This window comes from Rhodoferax sp. TS-BS-61-7 (assembly GCF_002943465.1).
In the GTDB taxonomy this organism is placed as follows: Bacteria; Pseudomonadota; Gammaproteobacteria; order Burkholderiales; family Burkholderiaceae_C; genus Allorhodoferax.
Map to the genome: position 1 here is coordinate 315203 of NZ_PTQY01000003.1, position 26191 is coordinate 341393.

25 protein-coding genes are annotated in these 26191 nt (G+C 64.3%); 15 read left to right on the forward strand and 10 right to left on the reverse strand.

Annotation, left to right across the window (positions count from 1 at the left end; genetic code table 11):
* Position 1 precedes the first annotated feature (1 nt).
* The 7 genes from C5F53_RS10240 to C5F53_RS10270 are packed head-to-tail and all read left to right on the forward strand — an operon-like array spanning position 2 to position 7772.
* Complete coding sequence (locus tag C5F53_RS10240; RefSeq protein ID WP_105261275.1) at positions 2 to 676, forward strand: prepilin-type N-terminal cleavage/methylation domain-containing protein; 675 nt, start codon at positions 2 to 4, stop codon at positions 674 to 676.
* Positions 673 to 1629 carry a type II secretion system minor pseudopilin GspK gene (gene gspK / locus C5F53_RS10245; RefSeq protein ID WP_105261276.1) on the forward strand — a complete coding sequence of 319 codons (957 nt, stop codon included), beginning with the start codon at positions 673 to 675 and terminating at the stop codon, positions 1627 to 1629. Before C5F53_RS10240 ends, gspK begins: the two co-directional genes overlap by 4 nt.
* A 46-nt stretch (positions 1630 to 1675) precedes the next feature.
* Positions 1676 to 2935, forward strand: a complete 1260-nt coding sequence (gene gspL, locus C5F53_RS10250) for a type II secretion system protein GspL (protein ID WP_105261277.1) — start codon at positions 1676 to 1678, stop codon at positions 2933 to 2935.
* 5 nt (positions 2936 to 2940) lie between these two features.
* Positions 2941 to 3429, forward strand: a complete 489-nt coding sequence (gspM, locus tag C5F53_RS10255; protein WP_105261278.1) for a type II secretion system protein GspM — start codon at positions 2941 to 2943, stop codon at positions 3427 to 3429.
* Positions 3426 to 4250, forward strand: a complete 825-nt coding sequence (gspN, locus tag C5F53_RS10260) for a type II secretion system protein N (protein WP_105261279.1) — start codon at positions 3426 to 3428, stop codon at positions 4248 to 4250. Before gspM ends, gspN begins: the two co-directional genes overlap by 4 nt.
* 3 nt (positions 4251 to 4253) lie before the next feature.
* Positions 4254 to 6380: a type II secretion system secretin GspD gene (gene gspD, locus C5F53_RS10265; RefSeq protein WP_105261280.1), complete on the forward strand. Its 2127-nt coding sequence runs from the start codon at positions 4254 to 4256 to the stop codon at positions 6378 to 6380.
* Between the two features lie 3 nt (positions 6381 to 6383).
* Positions 6384 to 7772 carry a GspE/PulE family protein gene (locus tag C5F53_RS10270; protein WP_105261281.1) on the forward strand — a complete coding sequence of 463 codons (1389 nt, stop codon included), beginning with the start codon at positions 6384 to 6386 and terminating at the stop codon, positions 7770 to 7772.
* Positions 7773 to 7784: 12 nt separating this feature from the next.
* Here the strand turns inward: C5F53_RS10270 and C5F53_RS10275 are convergent, their stop codons facing one another.
* Positions 7785 to 8717 (reverse strand): LysR family transcriptional regulator, encoded by a 933-nt coding sequence (locus C5F53_RS10275; protein ID WP_105261282.1) that lies wholly within the window; start codon positions 8715 to 8717, stop codon positions 7785 to 7787.
* A gap of 201 nt (positions 8718 to 8918) precedes the next feature.
* Between C5F53_RS10275 and C5F53_RS10285 the strand changes: the two genes are divergently transcribed.
* Entirely contained in the window at positions 8919 to 9479 is a 561-nt protein-coding gene (locus tag C5F53_RS10285) for a DUF4148 domain-containing protein (RefSeq protein WP_105261284.1), read from the forward strand.
* Positions 9480 to 9536: 57 nt separating this feature from the next.
* Here C5F53_RS10285 and C5F53_RS10290 read toward each other — a convergent pair whose 3' ends face one another.
* Entirely contained in the window at positions 9537 to 10505 is a 969-nt protein-coding gene (locus C5F53_RS10290) for a lipase secretion chaperone (RefSeq protein ID WP_105261285.1), read from the reverse strand.
* A 15-nt stretch (positions 10506 to 10520) separates the two neighbouring features.
* Positions 10521 to 11453 carry a triacylglycerol lipase gene (locus C5F53_RS10295; protein WP_105261286.1) on the reverse strand — a complete coding sequence of 311 codons (933 nt, stop codon included), beginning with the start codon at positions 11451 to 11453 and terminating at the stop codon, positions 10521 to 10523.
* A 231-nt stretch (positions 11454 to 11684) separates the two neighbouring features.
* On the opposite strand from C5F53_RS10295, the gene gspF reads away from it, so the two are divergent.
* From gspF to C5F53_RS10315, 4 genes are all read left to right on the forward strand, one after another.
* Positions 11685 to 12899 carry a type II secretion system inner membrane protein GspF gene (gene gspF, locus C5F53_RS10300; RefSeq protein WP_105261287.1) on the forward strand — a complete coding sequence of 405 codons (1215 nt, stop codon included), beginning with the start codon at positions 11685 to 11687 and terminating at the stop codon, positions 12897 to 12899.
* Between the two features lie 6 nt (positions 12900 to 12905).
* Positions 12906 to 13799 (forward strand): 5'-nucleotidase, encoded by an 894-nt coding sequence (locus tag C5F53_RS10305; protein WP_105261288.1) that lies wholly within the window; start codon positions 12906 to 12908, stop codon positions 13797 to 13799.
* Between the two features lie 77 nt (positions 13800 to 13876).
* The gene (locus tag C5F53_RS10310; RefSeq protein WP_105261289.1) at positions 13877 to 14092 is read left to right on the forward strand and encodes a hypothetical protein; all 216 of its coding nucleotides are present in this window, start codon (positions 13877 to 13879) and stop codon (positions 14090 to 14092) included.
* A gap of 70 nt (positions 14093 to 14162) precedes the next feature.
* Entirely contained in the window at positions 14163 to 15953 is a 1791-nt protein-coding gene (locus C5F53_RS10315) for an ABC transporter ATP-binding protein/permease (RefSeq protein WP_105261516.1), read from the forward strand.
* Here C5F53_RS10315 and queC read toward each other — a convergent pair.
* The 4 genes from queC to glmS all read right to left on the reverse strand — a co-directional run bounded on the left by queC (position 15908) and on the right by glmS (position 20993).
* Positions 15908 to 16648, reverse strand: coding sequence for a 7-cyano-7-deazaguanine synthase QueC (gene queC / locus C5F53_RS10320; RefSeq protein WP_105261517.1), 741 nt, complete (start codon positions 16646 to 16648; stop codon positions 15908 to 15910). The two genes, C5F53_RS10315 and queC, sit on opposite strands and share 46 nt — an antisense overlap.
* Positions 16649 to 16704: 56 nt before the next feature.
* Positions 16705 to 17049: a hypothetical protein gene (locus tag C5F53_RS10325; protein WP_105261290.1), complete on the reverse strand. Its 345-nt coding sequence runs from the start codon at positions 17047 to 17049 to the stop codon at positions 16705 to 16707.
* Positions 17050 to 17420: 371 nt separating this feature from the next.
* Positions 17421 to 18863, reverse strand: a complete 1443-nt coding sequence (locus tag C5F53_RS10330) for a DUF4139 domain-containing protein (RefSeq protein WP_105261291.1) — start codon at positions 18861 to 18863, stop codon at positions 17421 to 17423.
* A gap of 234 nt (positions 18864 to 19097) precedes the next feature.
* A complete protein-coding gene (gene glmS / locus C5F53_RS10335) occupies positions 19098 to 20993 on the reverse strand; it encodes a glutamine--fructose-6-phosphate transaminase (isomerizing) (protein WP_105261292.1) in 1896 nt (631 codons plus the stop codon).
* A 136-nt stretch (positions 20994 to 21129) separates the two neighbouring features.
* Between glmS and C5F53_RS10340 the strand changes: the two genes are divergently transcribed.
* Entirely contained in the window at positions 21130 to 21612 is a 483-nt protein-coding gene (locus C5F53_RS10340; protein ID WP_105261293.1) for an Lrp/AsnC family transcriptional regulator, read from the forward strand.
* Here the strand turns inward: C5F53_RS10340 and C5F53_RS10345 are convergent.
* Complete coding sequence (locus C5F53_RS10345; protein ID WP_105261294.1) at positions 21598 to 22554, reverse strand: LysR family transcriptional regulator; 957 nt, start codon at positions 22552 to 22554, stop codon at positions 21598 to 21600. The two genes, C5F53_RS10340 and C5F53_RS10345, sit on opposite strands and share 15 nt — an antisense overlap.
* Positions 22555 to 22759: 205 nt before the next feature.
* Here C5F53_RS10345 and C5F53_RS10350 point away from each other — a divergent pair, with 205 nt between their 5' ends.
* Positions 22760 to 22972 carry a hypothetical protein gene (locus C5F53_RS10350; protein WP_105261295.1) on the forward strand — a complete coding sequence of 71 codons (213 nt, stop codon included), beginning with the start codon at positions 22760 to 22762 and terminating at the stop codon, positions 22970 to 22972.
* A gap of 93 nt (positions 22973 to 23065) precedes the next feature.
* Here the strand turns inward: C5F53_RS10350 and C5F53_RS10355 are convergent, their stop codons facing one another.
* Together C5F53_RS10355 and glmU are read right to left on the reverse strand one after the other, a co-directional pair.
* Entirely contained in the window at positions 23066 to 23806 is a 741-nt protein-coding gene (locus tag C5F53_RS10355) for an ATP-binding protein (protein WP_105261296.1), read from the reverse strand.
* A gap of 11 nt (positions 23807 to 23817) precedes the next feature.
* Positions 23818 to 25197 (reverse strand): bifunctional UDP-N-acetylglucosamine diphosphorylase/glucosamine-1-phosphate N-acetyltransferase GlmU, encoded by a 1380-nt coding sequence (gene glmU / locus C5F53_RS10360; RefSeq protein ID WP_105261518.1) that lies wholly within the window; start codon positions 25195 to 25197, stop codon positions 23818 to 23820.
* A gap of 63 nt (positions 25198 to 25260) precedes the next feature.
* Between glmU and C5F53_RS10365 the strand changes: the two genes are divergently transcribed.
* Positions 25261 to 26181, forward strand: coding sequence for a DUF6279 family lipoprotein (locus C5F53_RS10365; RefSeq protein ID WP_105261297.1), 921 nt, complete (start codon positions 25261 to 25263; stop codon positions 26179 to 26181).
* Positions 26182 to 26191: the final 10 nt, after the last annotated feature.

Genomic DNA, 26191 nt, shown 5'->3' on the forward strand with positions numbered 1-26191 from the left:
CATGCACGGAATCACACGCGAACGCCATGGACGACAGGCCGGCTTCACCTTAGTCGAGCTGTTGGTGGCGCTGGCCCTAATGGCGCTGATGGCGGGCATGGCCTGGCGCGTGCTGGCCGGCATGCAAACCGCGCTGGAGGTGAACCGCCAGCATGCCGATGCCGTGCTCACCCTGGAGGCCGGACTAGGCCAATGGAGCGCCGACCTGGACGCCCTGGTCGCCCTGCCCCAGACCCGCACGCTGGAATGGGACGGCCGCGCCCTGCGCCTGACGCGCCGCCTGCCCGGTGACGAGGGTGCTGTGGTGGTGTGCTGGACACGCGCCGAACGCGATGGCGTAGCCCAGTGGCTACGCTGGCAGTCGGCCCCCGTGTCCACGCGTGAGGCCTGGCTCACCGCCTGGGCCGCGGCCAACGCCTGGGTGCAAGGGGCCGACACCAGCACCCGCACGCGCGAAGTCCGCATCACCGCGATGCCGCAGTGGCAGCTGTTTTACTACCGCACCGGCGCTTGGAGCAACCCGCTCTCCAGCGCCGGCAGCAGCCCCGGCGGTGAGGCCAACGCCAGCCTGCCCGAAGGCATACGCCTGGTGCTGACGCTGCCCGCCGCCCACGCCCTGCCCGGCACGCTGGTGCGGGACTGGGCCCGTAAACACAGCGCGGGGGCCATGCCATGAAAGCGCAGCGTGGCGCCGCCATCCTCACTGCCATGTTGCTGGTCACGCTGGTGGCCACGCTGAGTGCGGCGGCCCTGTGGCAGCAGTGGCGCGCCATCGAGGTCGAGACGGCCGAACGCGCCAGCGCCCAGTCGCGCTGGCTGCTGCAGGGGGCGGCCGACTGGGCCCGCCTGATCCTGCGCGAAGACGCACGCAACGCAACGGTAGACCACCTGGGAGAACCCTGGGCCGTGACCCTTCAAGAGGCACAACTCTCCAGCTTTCTGGGCAACAGCACCGAGGCCCTGGGCGAGAACCTGCAAGGCGCCTACCTCTCGGGGCAAATCACCGACCTGCAGTCCCGCCTGAATGTGCTCAACCTGGTGCAGGACGGCCGCGTACACGCACCCACCCTGCAGGCCTTTGGGCGTCTGTTTGAAGCCCTGCAACTTCCCCCTGCCGAACTGATGGTGCTGGTAGCGCAGCTGCAGGCCGCACTGGCCGCGCCAGAAAGCACTACCAGCACCTCCGCGGGCAACCTGCTGCACCCGCTGCTGCCACGCAGCCCCGAGCAGTTGGCCTGGCTGGGCCTCTCGGCCGGCACCGTGGCGCGCCTGCAAACCCATGTGGTGGTTCTGCCCGAGCGCACCCCGGTCAACCTCAATACCGCCTCGGCCCTGGTGCTGCACGCCAGCATCCCGGCGCTGGACCTGGCTCTCGCGCAACGCCTGGTGCAAAGCCGGGCACAAAACCACTTTCGGTCCCTGGCTGATGTGGTGCAGGCATCAGGTATTGCCGAACTGGCCCTGAACGACGGCATGCACAGCGTGGGCTCGCGTTACTTCGATGTGCGCGTGCGCCTGCGGCTGGGCAGCGTGCTGAGCCAGGAACACACCCGCATGCAACGCGAAGGCCTGCTGGTGAAAGCCCTATGGACCACACGGGAGACGCCACAGGGGGCGTCCGTACAATGAAGCGCAACCCAGCCCCCACTGCCCACCCCAGGATGTTTGTATCTCCATGACCCGCCACGCCGTGTTGCTCCCCCTGCTGCAGGACGTGCCTGCGGGCACCAGCGTGCAGGCCGATGGCTTGTGGGAAAGTGTGCGCAGTGCTGACGGCCTGCATGCCACCGAACACCTGGCCCTGCCCGAATTGCCCGTCTTAGCCCACCGGGCCAGCACCGCAGAAACCGTAGCCATCGTGCCGGCAGCAGCCCTGTCATGGCACCGCGTGCAACTGCCCGCCGGCACCTTGCGAGGTGGCTGGCGCAGCAGTGGCGCTGGCCGGTTGCGCAACATCCTCGAAGGTTTGCTAGAAGACCAGCTGCTGGACGAGCCCGCCCAGCTGCATTTCGCCCTGCCGCCCCACGCCAAAGACACCGCGCCAATGTGGGTGGCGGTGTGCCGGCAGCAGTGGCTGCGCAACCATCTGGCAGCACTGGCCCACGCGGGCCACCGCATCCAGGCCATCGTGCCCGAGTGGGCGCCTAGCGACGACGCCAGTGGCCTGTGGTGCACGGGAAATGACCACGATGCCCACTGGGTATGGATCAACGACCAAGGCGTGCACCGCCGCCCCTGGGACGGCCACAGCCCGCCCGCCCTGCCCGACGAGGCGACCCAGGGCCCGGTGTGGGCCGAGGCCCCCCTGGCCGCCAACGCAGAACACAGCCTGCAGCGCGAAGTGCAGGTGCAGCCTCGCGCCCAGCGCCTGCTGGACTGTAGCCACAGCCCCTGGAACCTGGCGCAGGGCGAACTGACGCCCAGCCACCCGGGCTGGGGCAGCCTGCGGCAAAGCCTGGTCAGCCTGTGGCAAGCCCCGGCCTGGCGCCCGGCGCGCTGGGCGGCCCTGGCCCTGGTGCTGGTGCAACTCTTGGGTGTGCAGGGCTACGCCTGGTGGGCGCAGCAACAGCTGGCCCAGCGCCGCACTGCACTGCACAACGTGCTGCAAACCACCTTTCCGGCCACCACCGTGGTGATTGACGCCCCGCTGCAAATGGAGCGTGCAGTGGCCAGCCTGCGCCAGTCGGGCGGCAATGCCGCCCGCGGCGACCTGGAAAGCCTGCTCGCAGCACTCGGCGGATCAGAGAACTTTGAGCCCCTGATGCATACCGGACCTGCGCAAGCAGCTATGGAATTTGTAGCAGGCGAACTGCGTATAGATGCGTTGCCCCTGAGCCCCGAACCAGTGGAGGCACTGCGCCGCCAACTCGCCGATGTGGGCTACACCCTGCAGGCCGAAGGCAACCGCCTGCGCCTGCGCGCCACCACACCCTGACCACCATGGCCCGCTCTTCATCCCCCCCTGCCGCCGCCACGTGGTGGGCCCAGCGCCCACCGCGCGAACAGCGCCTGCTGCTGGCCGCAGCCCTGCTGCTGGGCGCTGCTCTGCTCTGGACCCAGCTGCTGGCCCCGGCCTGGCGCACGGTACGCAGCTTTGAAGCCCAGCGCAGCGCGCTGGACACCCAGCTGCAGCGCATGCTGCAGCTGCAGGCACAAGCGCAACGCCTGCAAGCCCTGCCCACACTAAACGCCCAGGGCAGCCAGCAAGCCCTGCAACGGGCGGTGACCGAGGTTTTGGGGGCCCAAGGCAGCTTGCAGGTGCAGGGCAATGTGGCCACCGTGACCCTGCGCCAGGCCAGCCCCGAGGCGCTGGCCCAGTGGCTGGCCCGCACCCGCACCAGCGCCCGCCTGGTGCCGCACGAAGCCCAGTTGCAACGCAGCCCACAAGGCTGGAGTGGCACCGTACGCCTATTGTTGGGGCCCACATGACCCGCCGTGCACCCAGGCCAACACCCACAGCCGCTGCACATGCCCGCGCGCCCTGGGTCTGGGCCGCAGTGGGATCGGTGCTGGGCCTGGCTCTGGTGCTGGGCCTGGCCGCACCCGCGCACTGGCTGGCCTGGGGCCTGGCACAGGCCAGCCAACAACGCGTGCAGCTGCACGATGCCCAAGGCACGGTCTGGCACGGCACCGCCCAGTTCACCCTGGGCACGGCCGACCCCCAAGCCCCACGCAGCGCCCTGCCTGGCCGCGTGGCCTGGCAGCTGCAGCCAAGCTGGCGCGGCCTGCGCCTGGAACTGCAAATGCCCTGTTGCCTGGACGGCAGCTGGGCCTGGACTCTGCAACCCCAGAGTGGCGGCCTGCAATTACAAGCCCAGGACCGCAGCCCGCAGCAGGCACTACGTCTGCCCGCCAAGCTGTTGGCAAGCCTGGGCACCCCGTGGAACACCCTGCAGTTGCAGGGCATGCTGGCCCTGTCTACCCAAGCGCTGGCCGTGTCGCTGGCACCCGGGCAGCTGCAACTGCAGGGCCAGCTGCAGCTGCAGGCCCTGGGCCTGTCCACCAGCCTGTCCACCCTGCAGCCCATCGGCAGCTACCAGCTGCGCGTGCAGGGCGGGGCCGAACCCACGCTGGAATTGCAAACGCTGGAAGGTGCATTGCAGCTGCAGGGCAGCGGCCGCCTGCAGGCCGGGCGCCTGCAATTTACGGGCTTTGCCAGCGCCACCGCAGGCCGCGAAGAGGCACTGGCCAATTTGCTCAATATCATTGGACGGCGCGACGGCGCGCGCTCCGTCATCCAAGTGGGTTAACGCATGCCAACCATTCCTGTCACCCGGCCCCCAGGGCGCCCGTCAAATGCTATGCATTTGATAGCTGTTTGCGCACTATTCATGAGCGCTACAGGCCTATTTGGCACTAAAACCTGGGCCCAGGCCAATACCCCCAAGCGTGCCGAGCCCGTCACCCTGAACTTCAACAACGCCGAAATTGAGGCCGTGGCCCGCACCATGGCCACGGTGACCGGGCGCAATGTGGTGGTGGACCCGCGCGTCAAGGGCACCATGACGCTGGTGACCGACAGCCCGGCCTCGCCGGCGCGCGCCTACTACCTGTTCCTGACGACGCTGCGCATGCAGGGCTTTACCGTGGTGCAGGTGGATGGCCTGGACAAAGTAGTGCCCGAGGCCGATGCCAAGCTGCAGGGCACCGCGGTGTCGGTGGACGACAGCAACAAGGGACCGGTGACCACCGGCCAGATCCAGACCCAGATTTTCAAAATCGCGCACGAGAACGCCAGCAACCTGGTGCCCGTGTTGCGTCCGTTGATCACGCCCAACAACGTCATCAACGTGAACCCCGGCAACAACTCGCTGGTGATCACCGACTACGCCGACAACCTGCGCCGCATTGCGCGCATCGTGCAGGCGCTGGACGTGCCCAACGCAACCGACTTGGAGATCATTCCGCTGCAGCACGCCATTGCCTCAGACTTGGCCCAGCTGGCCACACGGTTGCTGGAGACCTCGGGCGGCAGCGCCCCTGGCGGCCAGGCCGATGCCAGTTACAAGACCACCATCCTGGTGGAGCCGCGCTCCAACGCCCTCATCGTGCGGGCTGCCAACCAGGCGCGCCTGGCGCTGGCCCGCTCGCTCATCCAGCGGCTGGACCAGCCCAGCGCCAACACCAGCAACGGGGCGGCCGGCAACATCTATGTGGTCTACCTGAAAAACGCCAACGCCACGCAGCTGGCCACCACCCTGCGGGCTGCCATTAGCGCCGACACCCGTGGCAGCAGCACTGCTGCGGCCACACCAGCCGCCGGAGCAACGGCCAACACAGCGGCGGCGGCCCAGCCCAGCACGGGCGGCCAAATTCAGGCTGATCCGACCACCAACTCCCTCATCATCACCGCCAGCGAACCGCAGTACCGCCAACTGCGCGCCGTCATCGACAAGCTCGACGCCCGCCGCGCCCAGGTGTTTGTGGAGAGCCTGATTGCCGAGGTGAGCGCCGACAAGGCGGCCGAGTTTGGCATCCAGTGGCAGGGTGCGCTGGGCAACGCGGGCGACGGAGTGATTGGCCTCCTGGGCACCAACTTTGGCAGCGCAGGCAAAAACATCATCAACCTGGCCACGCAGGGCGCGGCCGGCACCGTGTCACCCTCGCGGGGATTTAACCTGGGTGCCGCCACCAAGACCAATGGCGTCTACGTGCTGGGCTTTCTGGCACGTTTTCTGGAAGAGTCGGGCAGCGGCAATGTGCTCTCCACGCCCAACCTGCTCACGCTGGACAACGAGGAGGCCAAGATCGTGATCGGCCAGAACGTGCCCTTTGTGACCGGGCAGTTCACCAACACCGGCAGCAGCACGGGCACGGTCAACCCCTTCCAGACCATTGAGCGCAAGGATGTGGGCCTGACCCTCAAGGTCAAGCCGCAGATCAGTGAGAACGGCACCGTCAAGCTGACCATCTTCCAGGAAGTGTCCAGCGTTCTGGCGTCCACCGCCAACGCCACCAATGGGCCCACCACCAACAAGCGCACCATCGAGTCGAATGTGCTGGTGGAAGACGGTGCCGTGGTGGTGCTGGGCGGCCTGCTGCAAGACGAATTCGCGGGCAACCAGGAGAAGGTGCCCGGCCTGGGCGACGTGCCGTTTTTTGGCAACCTGTTCAAGAGCGAGGCCCGCAGCCGCAAAAAGACCAACCTGATGGTATTTCTGCGGCCCGTGGTGGTACGCGACGCCAATGCCACCCAGGCTCTGTCTAACGACCGCTACGAACAAATGCGCAGTGGCCAACAGGCTGGCCAGCCAGCCCCCAGCAGCTTGGTACCCATCAACGAGGCCCCCGTATTGCCTGCCTTGCCGCCAGCCCCCGCGCGCCCGACCAGCCCGCCCGCTGCGGCCCCTGCTGCAGCCACGGTACCGGCCGCGCAGTAAGCCATGCGTTACCCCCTGCCCTACGCCTTTGCGCGCAGCCAGCAGCTCTTGCTGGAAGACAACGGCCAGGCCCTGACACTGTGGGTGCATACCTCCACGCCGCCCTCCGCCGTTGGTGAAGTGATGCGCAAACACAGCGTGCAGAGCGTGCAAACACAAGAGGCCGCCACCCTCACGCAGCGCATCAGCGCGGCCTACGCCCAGGGTGAATCGAGCGCGGCCACGGTGATGAACGAGGTGCAGGGCGAGGCCGACTTCAGCCGCATGATGCAAGAGCTGCCTGCGGTGGAAGACCTGCTGGAAACCGCGGACGACGCGCCCATCATCCGCATGCTCAATGCGTTGCTGACGCAGGCGGCGCGCGATGGCGCCAGCGACATCCACATCGAACCCTATGAGCGCCACAGCAGCGTGCGCTTTCGGGTGGACGGCACGCTGCGTGAAGTGGTGCAGGCGCACCGCGCACTGCATGCAGCGCTGATCTCACGCCTCAAGATCATGGCCGACCTGGACATCTCCGAGAAGCGCCTGCCGCAAGACGGGCGCATCAGCCTGCGCATTGGCACACGTGCCGTAGACGTGCGTGTGAGCACCCTGCCCAGTGCACATGGCGAACGTGCGGTGCTGCGTCTCCTGGACAAGAGCCAAGACCAGCGCAGCCTGGAGTCGGTGGGCATGCAGGGCACGGTGCTGCAGCGTTTTGAAGACCTCATCGCGCAGCCACACGGCATCATCCTGGTGACCGGGCCCACAGGCTCGGGCAAGACCACCACGCTCTACGCATCGCTCTCCAAGCTGGACGCGGCGCGCCAGAACATCATGACGGTCGAAGACCCGATCGAGTACGAGCTGCCCGGCGTGGGCCAGACCCAGGTCAACCCCAAGATCGACCTCAGCTTTGCCAAGGCCCTGCGCGCCATCCTGCGCCAGGACCCGGACGTGATCATGATCGGCGAGATCCGCGACTTCGAGACCGCGCAGATCGCCATCCAGGCCTCGCTGACCGGCCACCTGGTGCTGGCCACGCTGCACACCAACGATGCGGCCAGCGCGGTCACACGCCTGATCGACATGGGGGTGGAGCCATTCCTGCTGAGCTCGTCGCTACGCGGTGTGCTCGCCCAGCGCCTGGTGCGCAAGCTGTGCACACGCTGCAGCGGCAAGGGCTGCGAAGCCTGCGCCCACACCGGCTACACCGGACGCACAGGGGTGTTCGAACTGTTGCGCGTGACCGACGCGATTGCCGAGCTGGTGCACCACAACGCATCCGAGGCCGAGATCCGCACGGCCGGCCTGGCGGATGGCATGGTGGCGCTGCGTGACGACGGTGAACGCCTGGTGCACAGCGGCTTGACCAGCCGTGAAGAGCTGGTGCGGGTGGTGCGGGACTAGGGCCCACCCGCCCTAGCAGTGCGTACAGGCGCGCATGGCTGCGTCGGACTGCATGCGGGTTTGCTCGGTCAGGTACTCCAAGAACACGCGCGTGCGCTCCGGGATGAACTTGCGGCTGGGCAAGGCCGCATACAGCGTGAGGCGCCCCGCAATCCAGGGCGACAAAACACGCACCAGGGCACCGCGGTTCAGCAAGGGCGCCACCAGGTCCACCGCCGCGGAGGTAATGCCAGCCCCATCAATCGCAGCTTTGAGCAGGGTGTCTGTGTGGTTGGCCCAGAGTTTGGGTTTGACCTCGAAGTCGCTCGGCGCGTCGTTCTGCTCTGCGTTCAACAAACGCCATTGGCCAAACACCGCGCTCGGTGTTTTGAGCCGCAAGGTGTCGTGCTGCAGCAGCTCGGTGGGGTCTTTGGGGGCGCCCTTGCGTTTCAAATAGTCTGGCGACGCCACCAGCACCGCCTGCGTGGTGGACACCTTGCGGGCAATCACGTCACCATCAAAAAAACCTTCGGTAGGCAGCAGCGTGACGTCGTAGTCCTCGATCTGTGGTTCGCGGAACGACTCCACATCGATGTTCAGTGTGATGTGCGGGTACTCGGTGCCAAAACCTGCCAGCAGCGGCGCCAGCACATGTGTGGCCAACACCGGCGGCGCCAACACGCGCAGTTCACCGCTCAGGCCATGCGTCTGGGAGCTGGCCACTTCGTGTGCCTCGTCAATGTCTTGCAGGATGGCGCGCACCCGCCCCAGGTAGGTCTCGCCAGCCGGACTCAGGGACACGCGGCGTGTCGTGCGGTGCAAGAGACGCGTGCCCAGGTAGTCCTCCAGATCCGCAATTTGCCGTGTCACACCGGCCGAGGACATGTCAAGCGCGCGTGCCGCTGCCGCAAATCCCCCTTCGTCAATCACCTTCTGGAATACCCGCATTGACGTCAATCGATCCATGGAGCTCTTTCTTCGCAAATCAAGGTCTGGATTATTTCAAACCACGTAATGCACCACTGCTTGACGAGGTATTTTTTAAATGCACAGCTTTCTCTAAAGTCCAACCCATCGATGAGACGAACCTGAAACGCCCCCTCGATACCGTTTACAGGACGCTGTGTCCTGCGAACGGAATCAATCATCTAGAGAAGGATTTGAATCATGAAATACGCAACCGCATCTATCGCTTTGGCCGTCGCCGCTTTGGTCACTGGCCACGCCCAAGCCGCCGACACTGGCAAGACCCGTGAACAAGTGCGCGCCGAGTTGGCCGAAGCACAACGCACTGGCGACATCGTGGCCAGCAAGGACATGGGCACCGACGAATTCGCATCCGGCGCCGGCCGCAAGCTCAACGAGCTGAACCCCACCGCTTACCCTGCAAAACCCGCAGTAGCAGGCAAGACCCGTGAACAAGTCCGCGCCGAATTGGCCGAAGCCCAGCGCACCGGCGACATCGCCGCCAGCAAGGACATGGGCACCGACGAATTCGCCTCCGGTGTGGGCCGCAAGCTCAATGAGTTGAACCCTGCTGCCTACCCTGCAAAACCCGCAGTAGCAGGCAAGACCCGTGAACAAGTCCGCGCCGAATTGGCCGAAGCCCAACGCACCGGCGACATCGTGGCTGGCAAAGATGTGGGTACAGACGAGTACGCGTCCGGTGCAGGCCGCAAGCTCAACGAACTGTTCCCCAACCTCTACCCCGCCACACGCACCAACTAAGCGCCAAGCGCTTCTTCTCAGCCTCCACAGCCTTGCCGCTGTGGAGGCTTTTTTATGTCAGGGCTCGTAGGCCACCAGCCGTTTGCGCTCCAGCTCCGAGAACTGGTCTTGCTGGAGGCGTGCCAAAGCCGCCGCGCGCTCTGACTCCGGGGCATCCGCCAGCGTCTTGAGTACCTGTGTGCGTTCAGCCACATACCGGTCAATACGTCCCTTCCAGGCCAACTCCTCGCGGTCCACCTCGGCCAAGCGCGCAGCCGCAGAAGCGTCCAGCGCCTGAGCCCGCAGGCGATACACATCGTCCTCGCTGCCGCCTTGTGCACGCAAGGTGCGTGTTTTATCTTCCAGATGAATCAGGGCACGTGGCACCTCGCGGTCTGCGCGCAAGGCGGGCGGCATGGCAGCATCCACCGCGGCCAGTTGCGCTTTTTTCTGTGTCGCATCCAACGCCGGGTTGTTGGCAATCTCCAGGCGTGCCAGTGCATCCAGGTCGGCAGCATCTTCCAAGCCAAACATGGCGTGTTCTTCCTCGGCATTAAAAAAGCGGGAGCGCAGGGCCTGCATGCCTTCAAAACGTTGACGCAGGCTGTGTGGTCCTGCAGCTTGCTTGGCAAACTGCTGCTCCAGCGCAAACAACTCGCGTTTGAAATCCATATACCGAAACAACAAACGCTTGGCCGCTTCGGCCTGCTCGGGGGCCAGGGTTTTGTCCAGCTCGCTGCGTATCTGCTGCGCAATCGCCTCCACCGGCAACTCGCCCACCGTGCTCAGGTAATAGTCAAACAAACGGCGCAAGGCGCCATAGGCCAGGCCACCACTGCCCGCACCGGGCAGGGGGTTGAGGCCGCGCAGACTGGCAGCACCATCCGGCACCGTGCCCTGCAGGGACGCAGCAGCAAGGGCAGAGGCATGTTCACCTGGCGCAGGCAACAGAACCACCGCCTCGGGCGTGGATGACCAGGCCCACCAGCCCAAGGCTGCCGCTACCACCACACCGCCCAGCAGGCTCACACCCGCCGGGCTTCGCATCGAAGGCAGCAAGGCTTAGAGACCCGCGTTCTTCAGGCGGTTGGCCTGCTGGCGAAACAGCGTGACCGGGCTGGTCTCAAACAGGTTGGTCAAGCCCACGGTCTGGTTCACTTCGTCCAGGTGGTTGATCGCATAGTCATCACGAATCACCTTGCCCAGACGCGAAGAACAGCTGCTCACCAGACCATCGTTTTTAGCCCCCAAGAAGGCCAGCGAGGTCAGTGTCAGCGCGGGGTCGGCAATGTCCAGCAGGTTGGTGTAGGGCTTGGCGCCACTCCAGGAGTAATAGGCCACACCGTTGACACTGTAGGCGCCCTCGCCGCACGCACTGGTGGGCACACCCTGTGGATGGGCGGCATTGAACTTTTTGCTGCCCGCGGTGCTGAGCGACTGTGCCGCAGCCAGGGAGTTCTGGGTGAGGCCACCACCACCCGACAGGAAGTTGATGATGGTGCCCAGGCCGTTGGTGATGGACACCAGCACCGTGTTGCTGAAGGTCCCCGCGGGTGCCACGCCCAGCAGCACATCGGCTACCGTGGAGCCTTTGTTGACCCCGCCGATGGAGGTGACAGAAGCTACCAGATCGGGCCGTACGGATGCCACATACCGTGTGGTCGGGCCGCCATGGCTGTGGCCCATCAGGTTCACTTTGCTGGCACCCGTGGCTGCCAAGATCTGCTTCACCTGGGTGAGCAGCTGTTCGCCGCGTACCTCGGTGCTGTTGGCGGCGGCCACCTGCACCACATAGACCTTGGCGCCGTCTGCGCGCAGGGCCGATGGGATGCCATAGAAGTATTCCACGGGGCCAATGTTGTCAAAGCCAAACAGGCCGTGCACCAGCACGATGGGGTACTTGGTCTGGGTGTAGCCGGCAGCGGACGCTGCGGCGGGGAAAAGGCCGATGGCCAGCGCGCACGCCGCCAGCCAGCCCGTCACGATTCTCTTCATGCTTGTCTCCTCGGGACCTCTCAGGGTCGATGGTGTTGAAGGGATGTCAAGGTGGATAACCGGTGCGACCTCTGGGGTGGGGGCGCTGTCGCGGGCGAGCTGCGGCCCACGGTTTGTGTCGGTGGGTGAAACTCAAAATAGCACGGTCGTGCTTTTAATGAAGCTTAAAGCCCCCCGTGTTTCTTGTCATGGTGGAAAACCCGCGCACCCTGCTGCCGCTACCATTGCGCCATGCCTGCCTACACGTACTCAGCCCTGGATGCCGACGGTAAAACCCGCAGCGGCGTGCTGGAAGCCGATGCGCCGCGCGCCGCGCGCAGCCAGCTGCGCCAGCAGCAACTGGTACCCCTGAGCGTGCAGGAACTCAGCACCGCCCCCACTCCCGGCAGCCCGGTGCGCCGCGGTGGTCGGGCCTTCAGCAACACCCAGCGCGCCGTGTGGACACGCCAGCTCGCCGGGCTGGTGTCGGCCGGGCTGCCGCTGGAGCGCGCACTGAGCTCGCTAACCGAAGAGGCCGAGACCCCCGCCCAGCGTGATGTGGTGGCCACCATCCGCGCGGAGGTCAATGGCGGCACCACCCTGGGTGCGGCGCTGGCGCAGCACCCACGTGAGTTCTCCGAAATTTATGTGGGCGTGATCAGCGCAGGCGAACACAGCGGCCAGCTAGGTCTGGTGCTGGAGCGCCTGGCCGATGAGCTGGAAGAGCAACACGCCTTGCAGTCCAAATTGCTGGGGGCCGCCCTCTACCCGGCGGTGGTGAGCGTGGTGGCACTGGCCATCGTGCTGTTTTTGCTGGCCTATGTGGTGCCGCAGGTGGCGGGGGTGTTTGCGGGCTCCAAACAGGCGCTGCCCCTGATCACGCGCATCATGCTGGGCATCAGCGCGGCAGTACGTTCGTATGGATGGGCGGCCCTTATTGCTATTTTTTTAGTAGCTGGTGGCGCACGTCTGGCATGGTCTGGAGCCTCATTTCGCTTAAAAGTGGACGCGACCTGGCTGCGCCTGCCGATTCTGGGTCGCTTGGCCCGGGGCTACAACGCTGCGCGTTTTGCCAGCACGCTGGCCATGTTGGCGGCAGCGGGGGTGCCCATCCTCAAGGCATTGCAGGCGGCGGCAGAAACCCTGTCCAACCGCGCCATGCGTGCCGATGCCTTGCAGGCACTAACCCTGGTGCGTGAAGGCGCGCCGCTAGCAAGCGCACTGGCGCACGAGAAACGTTTTCCGCCGCTCTTGGCCATGTTCGCCCGCTTGGGCGAACAAACCGGGCGCCTGCCCCACATGCTGGACCGCGCCGCCCTGCAGTTGCGCAACGACGTGCAACGCCGCGCCCTGCAACTGGCCACGCTGCTGGAGCCGCTGCTGATCGTGGCCATGGGCGTGGTGGTCATGCTGATCGTGCTGGCGGTGCTCATGCCGATCATTCAATTGAATCAATTAGTGAAGTAACAACCCATGGCACTCACCCTCGACGGCAAACTGGTCGTCGCCATCTCCAGCCGCGCACTCTTTGATTTTGAAGAAGAGAACCAGATCTTCGAGCAGGGCGACGACCGCGCCTACATGCAACTCCAGCGCGACCGGTTGGACATTCCGGCCAAACCCGGCGTGGCGTTTTCGCTGGTGCAAAAGCTGCTGGCCTTCAACGATGCGCACACCCAGCGGGTGGAAGTGGTCATTCTCTCGCGCAACGACCCGGTCAGCGGCCTGCGTGTCATGCGCAGCGCAGCGCACTACGCGCTGCCCATCATCCGCTGCTCGTTCACCCGCGGCGAGGCGCCCTGGCGCTACCTCAAGCCGCTGCACGCCAACCTGTTTTTGAGCACCCACCTGAGCGATGTGCGCGCGGCACTGGCCGCTGGCGTGCCCGCGGCGCAGGTGTACCCGCACAGCGCCCACGCCAGCGATGCCCACCCTTCCGAAGTGCGCATTGCCTTCGACGGCGACGCGGTGTTGTTCAGCGATGAAGCAGAGCAAATTTACCAAAGCGGCGGCTTGTCTGCGTTTCAGAAACACGAAACCGACAACGTGGCCCAGCCCCTGCCCGACGGCCCCTTCAAGCCTTTGCTGGTGGCGCTGCACCGCATGCAGCAGGCGGCCATTCCGCACATGCGCATCCGCACCTCGCTGGTGACCGCGCGCAGCGCGCCGGCGCACGAACGCGCCATTCGCACGCTGATGGACTGGAACATTGAGGTGGACGAAGCCATGTTCCTGGGCGGGCTGGACAAAGGTGAATTCCTGCGCGAGTTTGAGCCCGACTTTTTCTTTGACGACCAGACCGGCCACATCGAATCCGCCGCACGCCATGTACCGTCGGGCCATGTGGCCAGCGGCGTGCGCAACTGAGCTAACGGCGCGAAAAGCTTTGGTAAACCAATGTAAAACTGGCTGACAAGGCCAGGGCGCGTGCCTAAGCTAGGCGCATGATGTCTTGGTTCAAGTCTGCCCGTGTTCCCTCCGCCGCTGTCGCAGAAGGTATTCGCACGGTCGAACAGTTGCAGCACAGTCCTCCCCTCTCCGCCAACGCGCAGATGTGGCGCCGCCTGGCCCGTGATGGATACGACCGCACCGCAGAGCAGGTGCGTGCCTCGCAACCCGCACCCCTGCAGCGCGACATCGACACTCCCTCCCACCGCTAGGCTTGCAGCCGCTACCATGGCCCCTTCGCAGGGCGCTTGGCCGCTGCCATTTCAAACAAGGATGATGGACATGGCTTTTGTGGCAACGGCGGGCGACAAGCTCCGCGCGTTTGGGCAGTTTGCACGCCGCGTGTGGGCGCTGACCCAACCCTACTTTCACTCCGAGGACAAATGGAAAGCCCGCGGCATGCTGGCCGCCATCGTGGCGCTGAACCTGGGCTTGGTCTACATGGCGGTGTTGTTCAACGACTGGAACAAGCTGTTCTACGACGCGCTGCAAGAGAAGAATGCCGGTGTCTTCTGGGCCCAACTGGGCCGCTTCACCTACCTCGCATTCGCCTTCATCGTCATTGCGGTCTACAAGTTTTACCTGACCCAACTGCTGGAAATGCGCTGGCGCGCCTGGATGACGGCGCACTACCTGCAGCGCTGGCTCAGCGGCCAGGCCTTCTACCGGCTGGAGCTGGCCCGCTTTACCCATACGGCCCACAGCGATGCCAATCCCGACAACCCGGACCAGCGCATCCAGGAAGACATCAACCAGTTCACCAGCTACACCATTTCGCTGACCATGGGCCTGCTCAACGCCGTGGTTACGCTGGCCAGTTTTATTGGCATCTTGTGGAGCTTGTCGGGCGGTTTTGCCTTCAACGTGGCGGGCCACGACTACAACATTCCCGGCTTTATGGTGTGGATGGCGGTGCTGTACTGCGCCGCAGGCAGCATCATCACCCACTACATCGGCCGCAAACAAATCCCGTTGAACTTTGCCCAGCAGCGTGTGGAGGCGGACTTCCGCCACACCATGATCCGGGTGCGCGAGTACAGCGAATCGATTGCGCTGGACCGTGGCGAGACCGTGGCACGCCGCCAGCTTGGGGACCGGTTTGACAAGGTATTGGGCAACTACCTGGCCTTGATCAAGGCACAAAAAAGCCTGATCTGGTTCACCAGCTTCTTTGGCCAGGCGGCTGTGGTGTTCCCGTTTGTGGTGGCAGCACCGCGTTTTTTCAGCGGCGCCATTCAACTCGGCGAGCTCATGCAAATTTCCAGTGCATTCGGCCAGGTGCAAGGCGCCTTGAGCTGGTTTGTCGACAACTACGGTAGCCTGGCCACTTGGCGCGCCACCACCGACCGCCTGACCAGCTTTGAAGCATCATTTAGGGCCTTAGCCCCCGTGGATATTGCGCAAGCAGCTCCTGAAACCATAGCATCACCCGACACCTTGATCGGCTCGGATGTGTCGGTGGCCCTGCCCAATGGCACGGTGCTGCTGGCCCCCACCCAACTGCAGGCGCAGCCCGGCGACCGCATCCTGCTGCAGGGCCCCTCGGGCAGCGGCAAGTCCAGCCTGTTCCGCACACTGGCGGGCATTTGGCCGTTTGCCAGCGGCGCGGTGCACCTGCCTACCGACACCATGTTCATCCCGCAGCGGCCTTACTTTCCCAATGGCCCGCTGCGCGAGGCCCTGGCCTACCCGCAGGCGCCCACAACCTACACCGACGCCCAGCTGCAGCAGGCACTGCGCGATGCCCTGCTGCCGGGGCTGGTGGACGATCTGGACCGGGTGGATGCCTGGAGCCAAAAACTCTCAGGCGGCGAACAACAACGCCTGGCGATTGCGCGTGTGTTGCTCAAACAACCGCAATGGATTTTTGCGGACGAGGCCACCAGTGCGCTGGACGAAGCAGCAGAACACACGCTGTACCAGCGCCTGAGCGACCTGGTGGCGCAACGCGGCGGCGGCTTGGTGTCGATTGCCCACCGCCCGGCCGTGGCGGCCTTCCACAGCCGGCAGTGGGTGCTCACGCCCCGTCAGGGCGAAGGGGCCTTGTTCACCTTGTCCGAAAAACGCACATAACCCTTGGCCCGCAGCTCGCAGGCCGGGCAGCTGCCACAGCCGTAGCCCCAGGCCTGGCGGTGCGTGCGGTCACCCAGGTAACAGGTGTGGGTGTGCTCCACCACCAGGTCCACGAGCGCCTCGCCGCCGCCGGGCACACCAGACTGCTCGCCCAACGCATGGGCCAGCGCCCAGGTCTGCGCCTTGTCGATCCACATCAACGGGGTTTCGATCAGAAAGCGTTTGTCCATGCCCAGCGACAAGGCCAGCTGCAGCGCTTTCATGGTGTCATCGCGGCAATCGGGGTAACCCGAGAAGTCGGTCTCACACACGCCAGTGACGATGACCTGCAGCCCGCGCCGGTAGGCCAGGGCCGCCGCCAGCGTCATGAACAGGAGGTTGCGCCCGGGCACAAAGGTGTTAGGCAGGCCGTTGGCCTCCATCTGAAAGGCGGTGTCGCGCGTAAGTGAGGTCTCGCTCACTTCGCCCAGCACGGCCAGGTCCAGCAGGTGATCCTCGCCCAGCTTGGCCGCCCATTGCGGAAAACGCGCACGCAGTTCGCGCAGCACGTTCAGGCGTGCATCCAGCTCCACGCTGTGGCGCTGGCGGTAGTCAAAGGCAATGGTTTCGACACGCTCGTAGCGCGCCAGGGCATGGGCCAGGCAGGTGGTGGAGTCCTGGCCACCAGAGAAAAGGACGAGTGCGGTGGTGTGCATGGCCGCCATGGTAGAGCAAGGCGGAAGACCCGTGGCTGGGCCCGGCGGTGCCGGGCTCAGATGTTTTCGGTCTTTTTGATCTTGCTGGGCGCGTAGACCAGCACTTCTTTGGCGAGCTGACCCGGCACTTCGGCAGGGGTCAGGGGTTGCGGTGGCGTGAGCTGGATCTTGACCTGCTCAATCTGGATGGCGCTGGCACTGGCGGTCCACATGGTTTTCAGGTGGTCCAGCAGCACTTGCGAAATCGGCTTGGGCGGTGGGTCTTCCACTTTTTCCGGTTCTGGGCGATGGATCGTCCAGTCTTTAGGTGCCGTAGCCGCCTCTGCGCCGCGCTCCGTAGGGTCTGGCACCACGACGCGGGGCGCCTGGCCTTCCGGACTCTTGAGTGCAGGGTTCACCATGTCGATGACTCCTGGGGAGGACTCGACCGACGGGCTGGCGCTCGCGACAGGGTTGACCGGAGCAACTGGGATAACCCTATGTGCCCCAGACGAAGCCAAATCTGCGCCGGTGGGGCGCACATTTGGGTTTCGATCAATGGATGGCAGTTGCATTTTGGGTAGGCCTTGCGGCCCCTCCGGTTACTTTTAGGAGTTGACGTACGTTTCTTAACGGCAGATTTAGGGGCTTATTTAGGCCTATTTTTAAAATTTCTCAAAAAAATGGATGAAACCGGTCGCCCAAAATGCAAAAAAGGCACCAAAGCGGTGCAAACCGCCAGGGTACCCTGGGCCCCAAGGCCCGAAAAATCCGCCCGCAGCGCGGGCTCGGGTCAGTAGCGCACCAGAGCCCGGTAGGTCAGCACCGTGCTGCCTTCGGCAGGCACCGTGATCTTCCAGACGGCGGTATTGGCTGCACCCTTGGTGTGGGTGTGGCTGGCGCTCAAAATCTGCCAGTCGCCCGGCACAGGTTCCTGCACGGTCACGGTCACGGCCTCTTTTTTGGCGTTTTTCAGCACCAGTTGGTAGGCACTTTCAAACACATAGTTGTACTTGCCGGTACCGCTGAGCTTTTTAAAGTCCGTCTGTTTTTTGTCCGCCGTCACGTCAAACGCGTCGCCCAGCTTGAGGCGCACTTTTTCGTTCTTGGGCGTGTGGTCAATACGGTCTTCGCCAATGAACTGGGCGTTGCCTGCGCTGTCTTTTTTATAAACGCGCACCACGCCCTTGGGTAGGGGCATGCCCAGACGGGCGCTTTCCTTGTTGTCAAACTCCACGAACACGGCCACCTTCATCTTCTGGCCCAGATCGCCGGCCGCCCCCTGGTAATAGTAGTCATTGCCCTGCAGCAGCAGCTCTTTGCGCGCCGGCACGCCACTGGCCGACATCAGGGCGACCTGCTTGGTCTGGTTCTCGGCAATGGTGGTGGGGCGGTCCAGGGTGTAGAGGTGGTATTCGAACAGCGTTTCTTCGGCCATGCGCGATTCGGCCTTGGCCGCCATGGGGGCGGCCATCATCACAGGTCGGCCGCGCTGCAGTTCGGGCTGCACCTGGTTCACATCGCCCGCCACCAGCTGCAGCTTGGCATTGCGGTAGGTGGCGCCGCTGGTGTTGGTGAGCGTGACCCAGCCCGACATGTCGAGTTTGTCATCGGCCGCATTGAGTTCCACCACGTAGTCAGCCTTCCAGCCCAGGCCGGAGGTCAGGTAACTCAGCTCCACGTCCTGCTGGGCCGCGCCCTTGTTGTCCAGCGCCATCACCAGCGTGGGGCGGTCGCGCAGGTTGGCGGGCACATCCCCAAACACCAGGCGGCCGGGAATGCCGGTTTCGATGCGCTGGCCGATCTTGAGCACCACCCCGTTGTTGGCCGACAGCACCGTCGCCACCTCGGTGGTTTCCACACCGGTGGCGGGGTTGGTACGCACCACGTTCACGGTCTGGCCCACGTACTTTTCCAGCATCTTCTGCGGTGTGAGCAAATCGAAATCAAAGTTCTGCTCCAGCACGCTGAAGGCGCCCGGCGCACTCACGCTGCGCAGCAGTGCCGTCTCGGGGCGCAGGCGGGCACTCACGTCCCGAAACGCCAGCGCCAGCTTGCCGCCGCCGAGCGACACCCGGCGCTGGTCTTTCACCAGGGCCAGGTTGTCGTTGTAAATGGTGACGGCCACCTCTTGCTGGTCGGCCAACGTGCTGCGTTGCTCAGTGGACTGGGCCACAGCAGACTGGGCCAGCACGGTGAGCGCGGCCAGGGCAAAAGGAGCGGAAATAGAGTGCATGGAAAAGCTTTCTGCAAAAGGGTAGACAGCAGGCGCACCCTAAGTGCACCTGCGGCAGGGCCTGTGCAGCATAGCCGCCCGTGCCCCGCCCCCACGCAACGCCCGGGAACACCACGGCGCCGACCTTGTTGCAGAGTGTTACGCGCGGGTACCGTGCAGCAACTTCAATTGCTCCTTATTTGATAGCTGCTTGCGCAATATCCGTAAGGTCTAGAGGTACTTTTTACCTAAAAATTACTCCACCGTCACACTCTTGGCTAGGTTGCGCGGCTTGTCGACATCGGTGCCACGCGCGCAAGCCGTGTGGTACGCCAACAGCTGCAAGGGCACCACGTGCAGCAGCGGTGACAACTCACCATAGTGCTCGGGCATCCGAATCACGTGCAGGCCTTCGCCGCTGTCGATGCGGGTATCGGCATCGGCCAGCACATAGAGCACACCACCGCGCGCGCGCACCTCGTGCAGGTTGCTTTTGAGCTTTTCCAACAGCGCGTCGTTGGGTGCCACGGTCACCACCGGCATTTCACTCGTCACCAAGGCCAACGGGCCGTGTTTGAGTTCCCCCGCGGCATAGGCCTCTGCGTGGATGTAGGTGATTTCCTTGAGCTTGAGCGCGCCCTCCATGGCAATCGGGAAGTGCAGGCCACGGCCCAGGAAGAGTGCGTTTTCTTTCTTCGCAAAGTCATCGGCCCAGGCCATGATTTGCGGCTCCAGCGCCAGCACCGCTTGCAGCGCGGCGGGCAGGTGGCGCATGGCCTTGAGGTGGCGCGCCTCGTCGGCATCTGTGAGGCGGCCCTTGGCCTGCGCCAGGCACAGGGTCAGCAGGAACAGGCCGGCCAACTGGGTGGTGAAGGCCTTGGTAGATGCCACACCAATCTCCACACCCGCGCGGGTCACATACGCCAAACTGCACTCGCGCACCATGGCGCTGGTGGCCACGTTGCAGATGGTCAGTGTGTGTTGCATGCCCAGGCTCTGCGCGTGGCGCAGCGCGGCCAGCGTGTCGGCCGTCTCGCCGCTTTGCGTGATGGTGACCACCAGGGTGTTGGGGTTGGGTACCGACTCGCGGTAGCGGTACTCACTGGCCACCTCCACCTGGCAGGGCACTTTGGCGATGCTCTCGATCCAGTACTTGGCCGCACAACCGCTGTAGTAGCTGGTGCCGCAGGCCAGGATCAACACGCTGTCGATCTGCTTGAACACCCGCGCCGCATTGGCACCGGGTGCATGGTTGCCCTGCTGGTCAAACAGCTCGGGCACGATGCCTTCCACACCTTCCAGCGTGTCGGCAATGGCGCGCGGCTGCTCGAAGATTTCCTTTTGCATGTAGTGGCGATACGGGCCCAGCTCGGCCGCACCGCTGTGCGCGTGCACGGTTTTCACGGGGCGCTCGGCGGGCGCCACGGCCTTGTGGGCCTTGTCGATCAACCAGTACTTGCCCAGCTGCACATCCACCACATCACCTTCTTCCAAATAGACGATCTGGTCGGTCACACCGGCCAAGGCCATGGCGTCGCTGGCCAGGAAATGCTCCTGCCCGTCCTTGCCCACGCCCAGAATCAGTGGCGAGCCGGCGCGCGCGCCAATCAGGCGGTGCGGCTCGTCCTTGCAGAACACGGCAATGGCATAAGCACCGTGCAGCTGCAGCACGGTGGCCTTCACGGCCTCAAACAAATCACCGTCGTACAGGCTGTCGATCAGGTGGGCGATGACCTCGGTGTCGGTCTGGCTGTGGAACACATAGCCCTTGGCCTTGAGGGCGGCGCGCAACTCGTCGTGGTTTTCGATGATGCCGTTGTGCACCAGGGCCACACGGCCGGGCTTGCTATCGGCATCGGCACCGGGGCCGTGGCTGAAGTGAGGGTGGGCGTTGTGCACCAGGGGGGCGCCGTGGGTGGCCCAGCGCGTGTGGGCAATGCCCAGCGTGCCTTGCACCTGACCGGAGGCCACTTGTTCGATCAGCTCCGACACCCGCGAGGTGCTGCGTGCGCGGCGCAGGCCCGGCTGGCCGTCTTGCGCATACACCGCCACACCGCAGGAGTCATAACCCCGGTACTCCAGGCGCTCCAGACCTTGCACCAGCACAGGAACGATGTTGCGGGTCGATACCGCGCCGACGATGCCACACATAAACAGTCTCCAAATCAGTGAATGGGCTGGATGGTAGGCAGAACATCAAAAAATATTTGATTAATTTTTTTAATTTTTTGAACTTTTATTTCACAAATCCATTGAAGTGGTTTTTTATTCCATATATAAACAATATATGGAATCAATCACACTCGATGCCGTGGACTTGCAACTGCTGGCCGCCTTGCAGCGCGATGCCAGCCTGAGCAACCAGGCGCTGGCCGAGCTGGCCCACACCACGCCACCCACCTGCCTGCGCCGCGTCAAACGCTTGCGTGATACGGGTTTGATCGAAAAACAGATCACCTTGCTCAACCCGGAGCGCCTGGCCGCCACACTGGGCCACGGGCTCACGGCGATTGTGGAAATCACGCTGGACCGGCAGGACGCCGAGGCGCTGGAGCGCTTTGAAGCCCGTGTGGCCGACGAAGCCGCCGTGCAGCAGTGTTACCGCGTGTCACCTGGACCGGACTTTTGCCTGGTAGTGCACACGCGGGACATGCCGGGTTACCAGGCGTTCACCCAGCGCTTGTTCACGGCCGACGCCAATGTGCGCAATGTCAAAGCCTTTTTCAGCATCAAGCGCAGCAAGTTTGGGGCAGAACTAGCGCTGGCCTAAGACCGAGCCGCAACTCGCGCCACAAGCCTCCATCGCGCTGGCCAGTTGCAAGCGGGTTTGCTCCGACAGATAGTCCAAAAACACACGCGTGCGCCGGGGCAGAAACTGGCGGCTCGGCAGGGCGGCGTACAAAAACAGCTGGCCTTTGATCCACGGCGGAATCACGCGCACCAGCTCGCCACTGGCCAGAAAGGGCGCGACCAACTCCACCGTGGTCGGGGCAATACCGGCGCCATCCAGGGTGGCGCGGATCAGCGTCTCGATGTGGTTGGACCAGAGCACAGGCGTCACCGGCACATCCACAAACTCCTCCAGATTTTCGGAATTCTTGAAGCGCCACAGGCGTGTGCCCAAACTGCCGCCCTTCATGCCCAGGCAGTCGTGTTCCGACAGATCCTCAGGTCGTCGCGGCGTGCCCTTGCGCTTCAAGTACTGCGGCGAGGCCACAAACACCGCCTCGGTGGTCAAAATTTTCCGGGCCACCACATCGCCGTCGTAGGCCTCGTCGGCCGTGAACAGGGTCACATCGTGGCCGTCGATAGGCGGCTCGACAAAGGACTCCACGTTCACATGCAACACAATTTTGGGGTACTGCGCCCGAAAGCCCGCCACCAGCGGAGCCAGCACATAGGTCGCCAGCACCGGCGTGGCCAGCACATGCAGCTCACCCGCCAGCTCCTGCGTGTGCAGGTTGGCCAAGGCATCGGCCTCGTCAATGTCTTGCAAAATGGCTCGCACCCGGGACAGGTAAGATTCCCCCGCCTCGCTCAGCGACACGCGCCGGGTGGAGCGGTGCAACAGCCGCGTGCCCAGATGCTCCTCCAGGTCGGCCACCAGGCGCGTCACCACGGCGGGCGACATGTCCATGGCCCGGGCGGCCGCAGCAAAGCCCCCCTCGTCGATCACCCGTTGAAAAACACGCATTGAAAGAAGTCGGTCCATGGGGGCACTCTAAGGCGATATCAAGTCGCCATTATTGCCAAAACAGAAACAGACATGTGCGACGCACGCTGTTTATCTTCTTAATCAGAAATTTTACAGTTCATCCCATCGACGAGACGCATGAATTAAACGCCCCATCGATGCTGTTCAGACGGTGTGATGCCCGCCAGAGCGGATTCTTCTAAACATTGAAAGGAACTTCATCATGAACAAGACATCTTTTGCCGCAATCGCTATCGCTTTGACTTCCGTGTTGGCTGGCCAAGCCATGGCCGCTGACCAAGCCACCGACGCCAAGACTGGCCAACAAGTGGCTGCTGCGCCCGCCGCCAAGGCAAGCGCCAAGCCCGTGGCTGAGACCCAAGGCAAAACATCGGCAGACGCATTTGCCGAACTCGACAAAATCAAGAAGTGGTAAGCACCGCCACTGCAGCCATGCAGTGACCTGAGCACCCCGCAAGGCCCGGCATGTCCGGGCTTTTTTGTGGGCGCTCCCTCCGGGGGCGGGGGCCTAACGGTGCTCGTGGGGAATCGACAGGGTGACCAAACAGCCCCTTGGCTGGGCAGCTGCCAACTGGAGCTCCCCGCCCAAACGCTGCGCGGCTTTGGCGGCCACGGCCAGCCCCACGCCCAGACCGGGGAATGCGCTGGCCACATGCAGCCGCCCAAACATGCGCAAGGCCTGCTCTGGCTGTGTGGCCGCAAAACCTGCGCCGTTGTCCTGGACTTCCAGAACCCAGCCTGCTGCCGCTTGCCGGGCGCGCACCCAGACACGGGCATCCGCCTCGGGCAGCCGCGACGTAAATTTCCAGGCGTTGTTCAGCACCGCGCACAAGACCACACGCAGCAGGGCGGCATCTGCCGTCACCTTGGCATCGGATACATCCACCTCCAGCGCCAGCGGGCGCGGTGCATAGCTTTGCGCCAGCTCTGCGGCAACCTCGTCCACCAGCGCCCGCAGGGCCACCGGCCCGGGCGCCAAGGGCACGCTTCCTACACGCGACAGCTCGCGCAGTCCATCCAGCATGGCGCCCAGGTGTTTGGCAGAGCCGGAGATCGTGGCCAAAAAACCCTGCACCTCGGCAGGGAGCTGCGGCCCGGCGTCTTCTTCCACCAACTGGGCAAAAGACACGATATGGCGCAGCGGTGCGCGCAAGTCGTGCGACACCGCAGAGGTGAAGTCCTGCATCTCGCGCCGCACGGCCGCGAGTTCGGCTTCGAGTTCGGCTATGCGTGCGTGAGGGTCCGACATAACGCTTGGAATCAGGCCTTGGGCTGTTTGGCAGGCCGCGCCCAGTTGGCAATGCTGACCTGTTTGCCACGCGCCACGCTCAGGGCGCCGGGTTCGGTGTTTTTGGTGATGGTGGAGCCACCGCCCACCGTGCCACCGGCACCAATGGTGACTGGCGCCACCAGCACACAGTTGCTGCCCACATGCACATCAGCCTCAATCACCGTGCGGTGTTTGTTGGCGCCGTCGTAGTTGGCGGTGATGCTGCCTGCGCCGTAGTTCACGCGCTCGCCCACGGTGGCGTCACCCAGATAGGCCAGGTGGTTGGCCTTGGCGCCCTTGGCCAGCGTGGAGTTTTTCACTTCCACAAAGTTGCCGATGTGCACCTCGGCCCCGAGCTTGGCCCCCGGCCGCAGACGGGCAAACGGGCCAATGAGGGCGCCAGCGCCCACGGTCACGCCGAGCTTCTCTCCGTCGATATGGGTGAACGGATGGATGACGGCGCCCGCCTCAATCACCGCGTTAGCAATCACGCAGTGCGCGCCAATCGACACGCCCTCACCCAGGCTCACCTGGCCTTGGAAGATGCAGTTGATATCAATGCTCACGTCATGCGCACAGAGCAGGTCGCCACGCACGTCGATACGTGCCGGGTCCGCCAGGCGCACGCCCTCTTCCATCAGGCGGTGGGCCTGCCGCAGTTGGTAAGCACGCTCCAGCTCGGCCAGTTGCACCGGGCTGTTGACGCCAGCCACCTGCACCGCGTCGTTTATCTTGTGCGCCACCACCTCCACCCCATCGGCCACCGCGAACTTCACGATGTCGGTCAGATAGAACTCCTTCTGGGCGTTCTGGTTATCCAACCGCGCCAGCCAGCGCTTGAGCTGGGTGGCGGGCACGGCCATGATGCCGCTGTAAATCTCGGTAATTTGCTGCTGTGCGGCAGATGCATCCTTGTGCTCCACGATGGCTTGCACGGCATCCCCCGCGCGCACGATGCGGCCATAACCCGTGGGGTCACGTTGTTCCAGCGTCAGCAGCGCCAGCTTGTCGCCCGCGCAGGCCGTGATCAGGTGGAACAGGGTGTCGGGTTGGGTTAGCGGCACATCGCCAGACAGCACCACCACCACGCCGTCGTCGGCCAGCGCGGGCACAGCTTGCTGCACCGCATGGCCGGTGCCCAGCTGCGGCTCCTGGCGCACAAAATTTAGGTCAAAATCGGCTGCAGCCCCCGTATTCATTGCGCAAGCTGCTTCTACTTCGATAGCACCGTGGCCGGTGATCACCACCACCTTGCGGGCCAGCAACTGGGCCGCTGTGTCCAGCACATGCTGCAACAGCGGGCGCCCAGCCAGCGTGTGCAAGACCTTGGGGGTTTTGCTCTTCATGCGCGTGCCTTTGCCCGCCGCCATAATGACCACGTCCACCACTGGCCGCTGGCCCGAAGCCCCTTGAACCTGAAAACTAGACGTCACGTGCATGCCCTCGCGCAAATTTCTGACAAATGGGTTGGGCCGCAACGCTGGTGGGCCAGCGCAGGCCGTTGGTGCGCCATTATCGGGCTGCTCATGGGCCTGCTGAGCCTGAGCGGTTGCAGCGCCGTGCGACTGGCGTACAACAACGCGCCCGACTTTGGCTACTGGTGGCTGGACGGTTACTTCGACTTTGACGGCCCCCAGAGCCTGCGCCTGCGCGAAGACCTTAAGGCCCTGCAGGCCTGGCACCGCAAGGACGAACTGCCCCAGCTGGCCGAGACCCTGAAAAACCTGCACACCGCCGCTCCGCAGGATGTGACACCTGCCCAGGTCTGCCAACTCAGCCACTTTCTCGAAGAACGGGTGCAAACCACGCTGGACCGGGCCGCTCCTACGGCCATCGCCCTGGGCCCCACGCTCAGCACCACCCAGTTGGACCACCTGGCCCGCGCACTGGACAAACGCAACCGCGAATGGCGCGAAGAATGGCTGGACGGCACACCCGCTGAACGCACCGAGCGCCGCATGAAGAAGCTGGTGGAGCGCGCCGAGGGCTTCTATGGTCGGCTGAACGAGGCCCAGCTCAAGCTGCTGCAGTCGCAGCTGGACGACTCGGCCTTCGACGCCAGCCTGCAGTACCGCGAAGTGCTGCGCCGCCAACAAGACACCTTGCAAACCCTGCGCGCGTTGCGCAATAGCAGCCCCAGTGACATCCATGTGCAGGCCGAGGTGCGCGCTCTGGTGGCGCGCAGCCTGCAGTCGCCCGACCCGGCCTTTCGCCAGTACACCGAACGTGTGCGCGAACAGGCCTGCCAGGCCATTGCCACCTTCCACAACCGCACCTCCGGCCCGCAACGGCAGCGCCTGCAAGACACCCTGAAAGGCTACGAGGGCGACGCCCGCGCCCTCATGCGCCCCTGACGCCCCACAC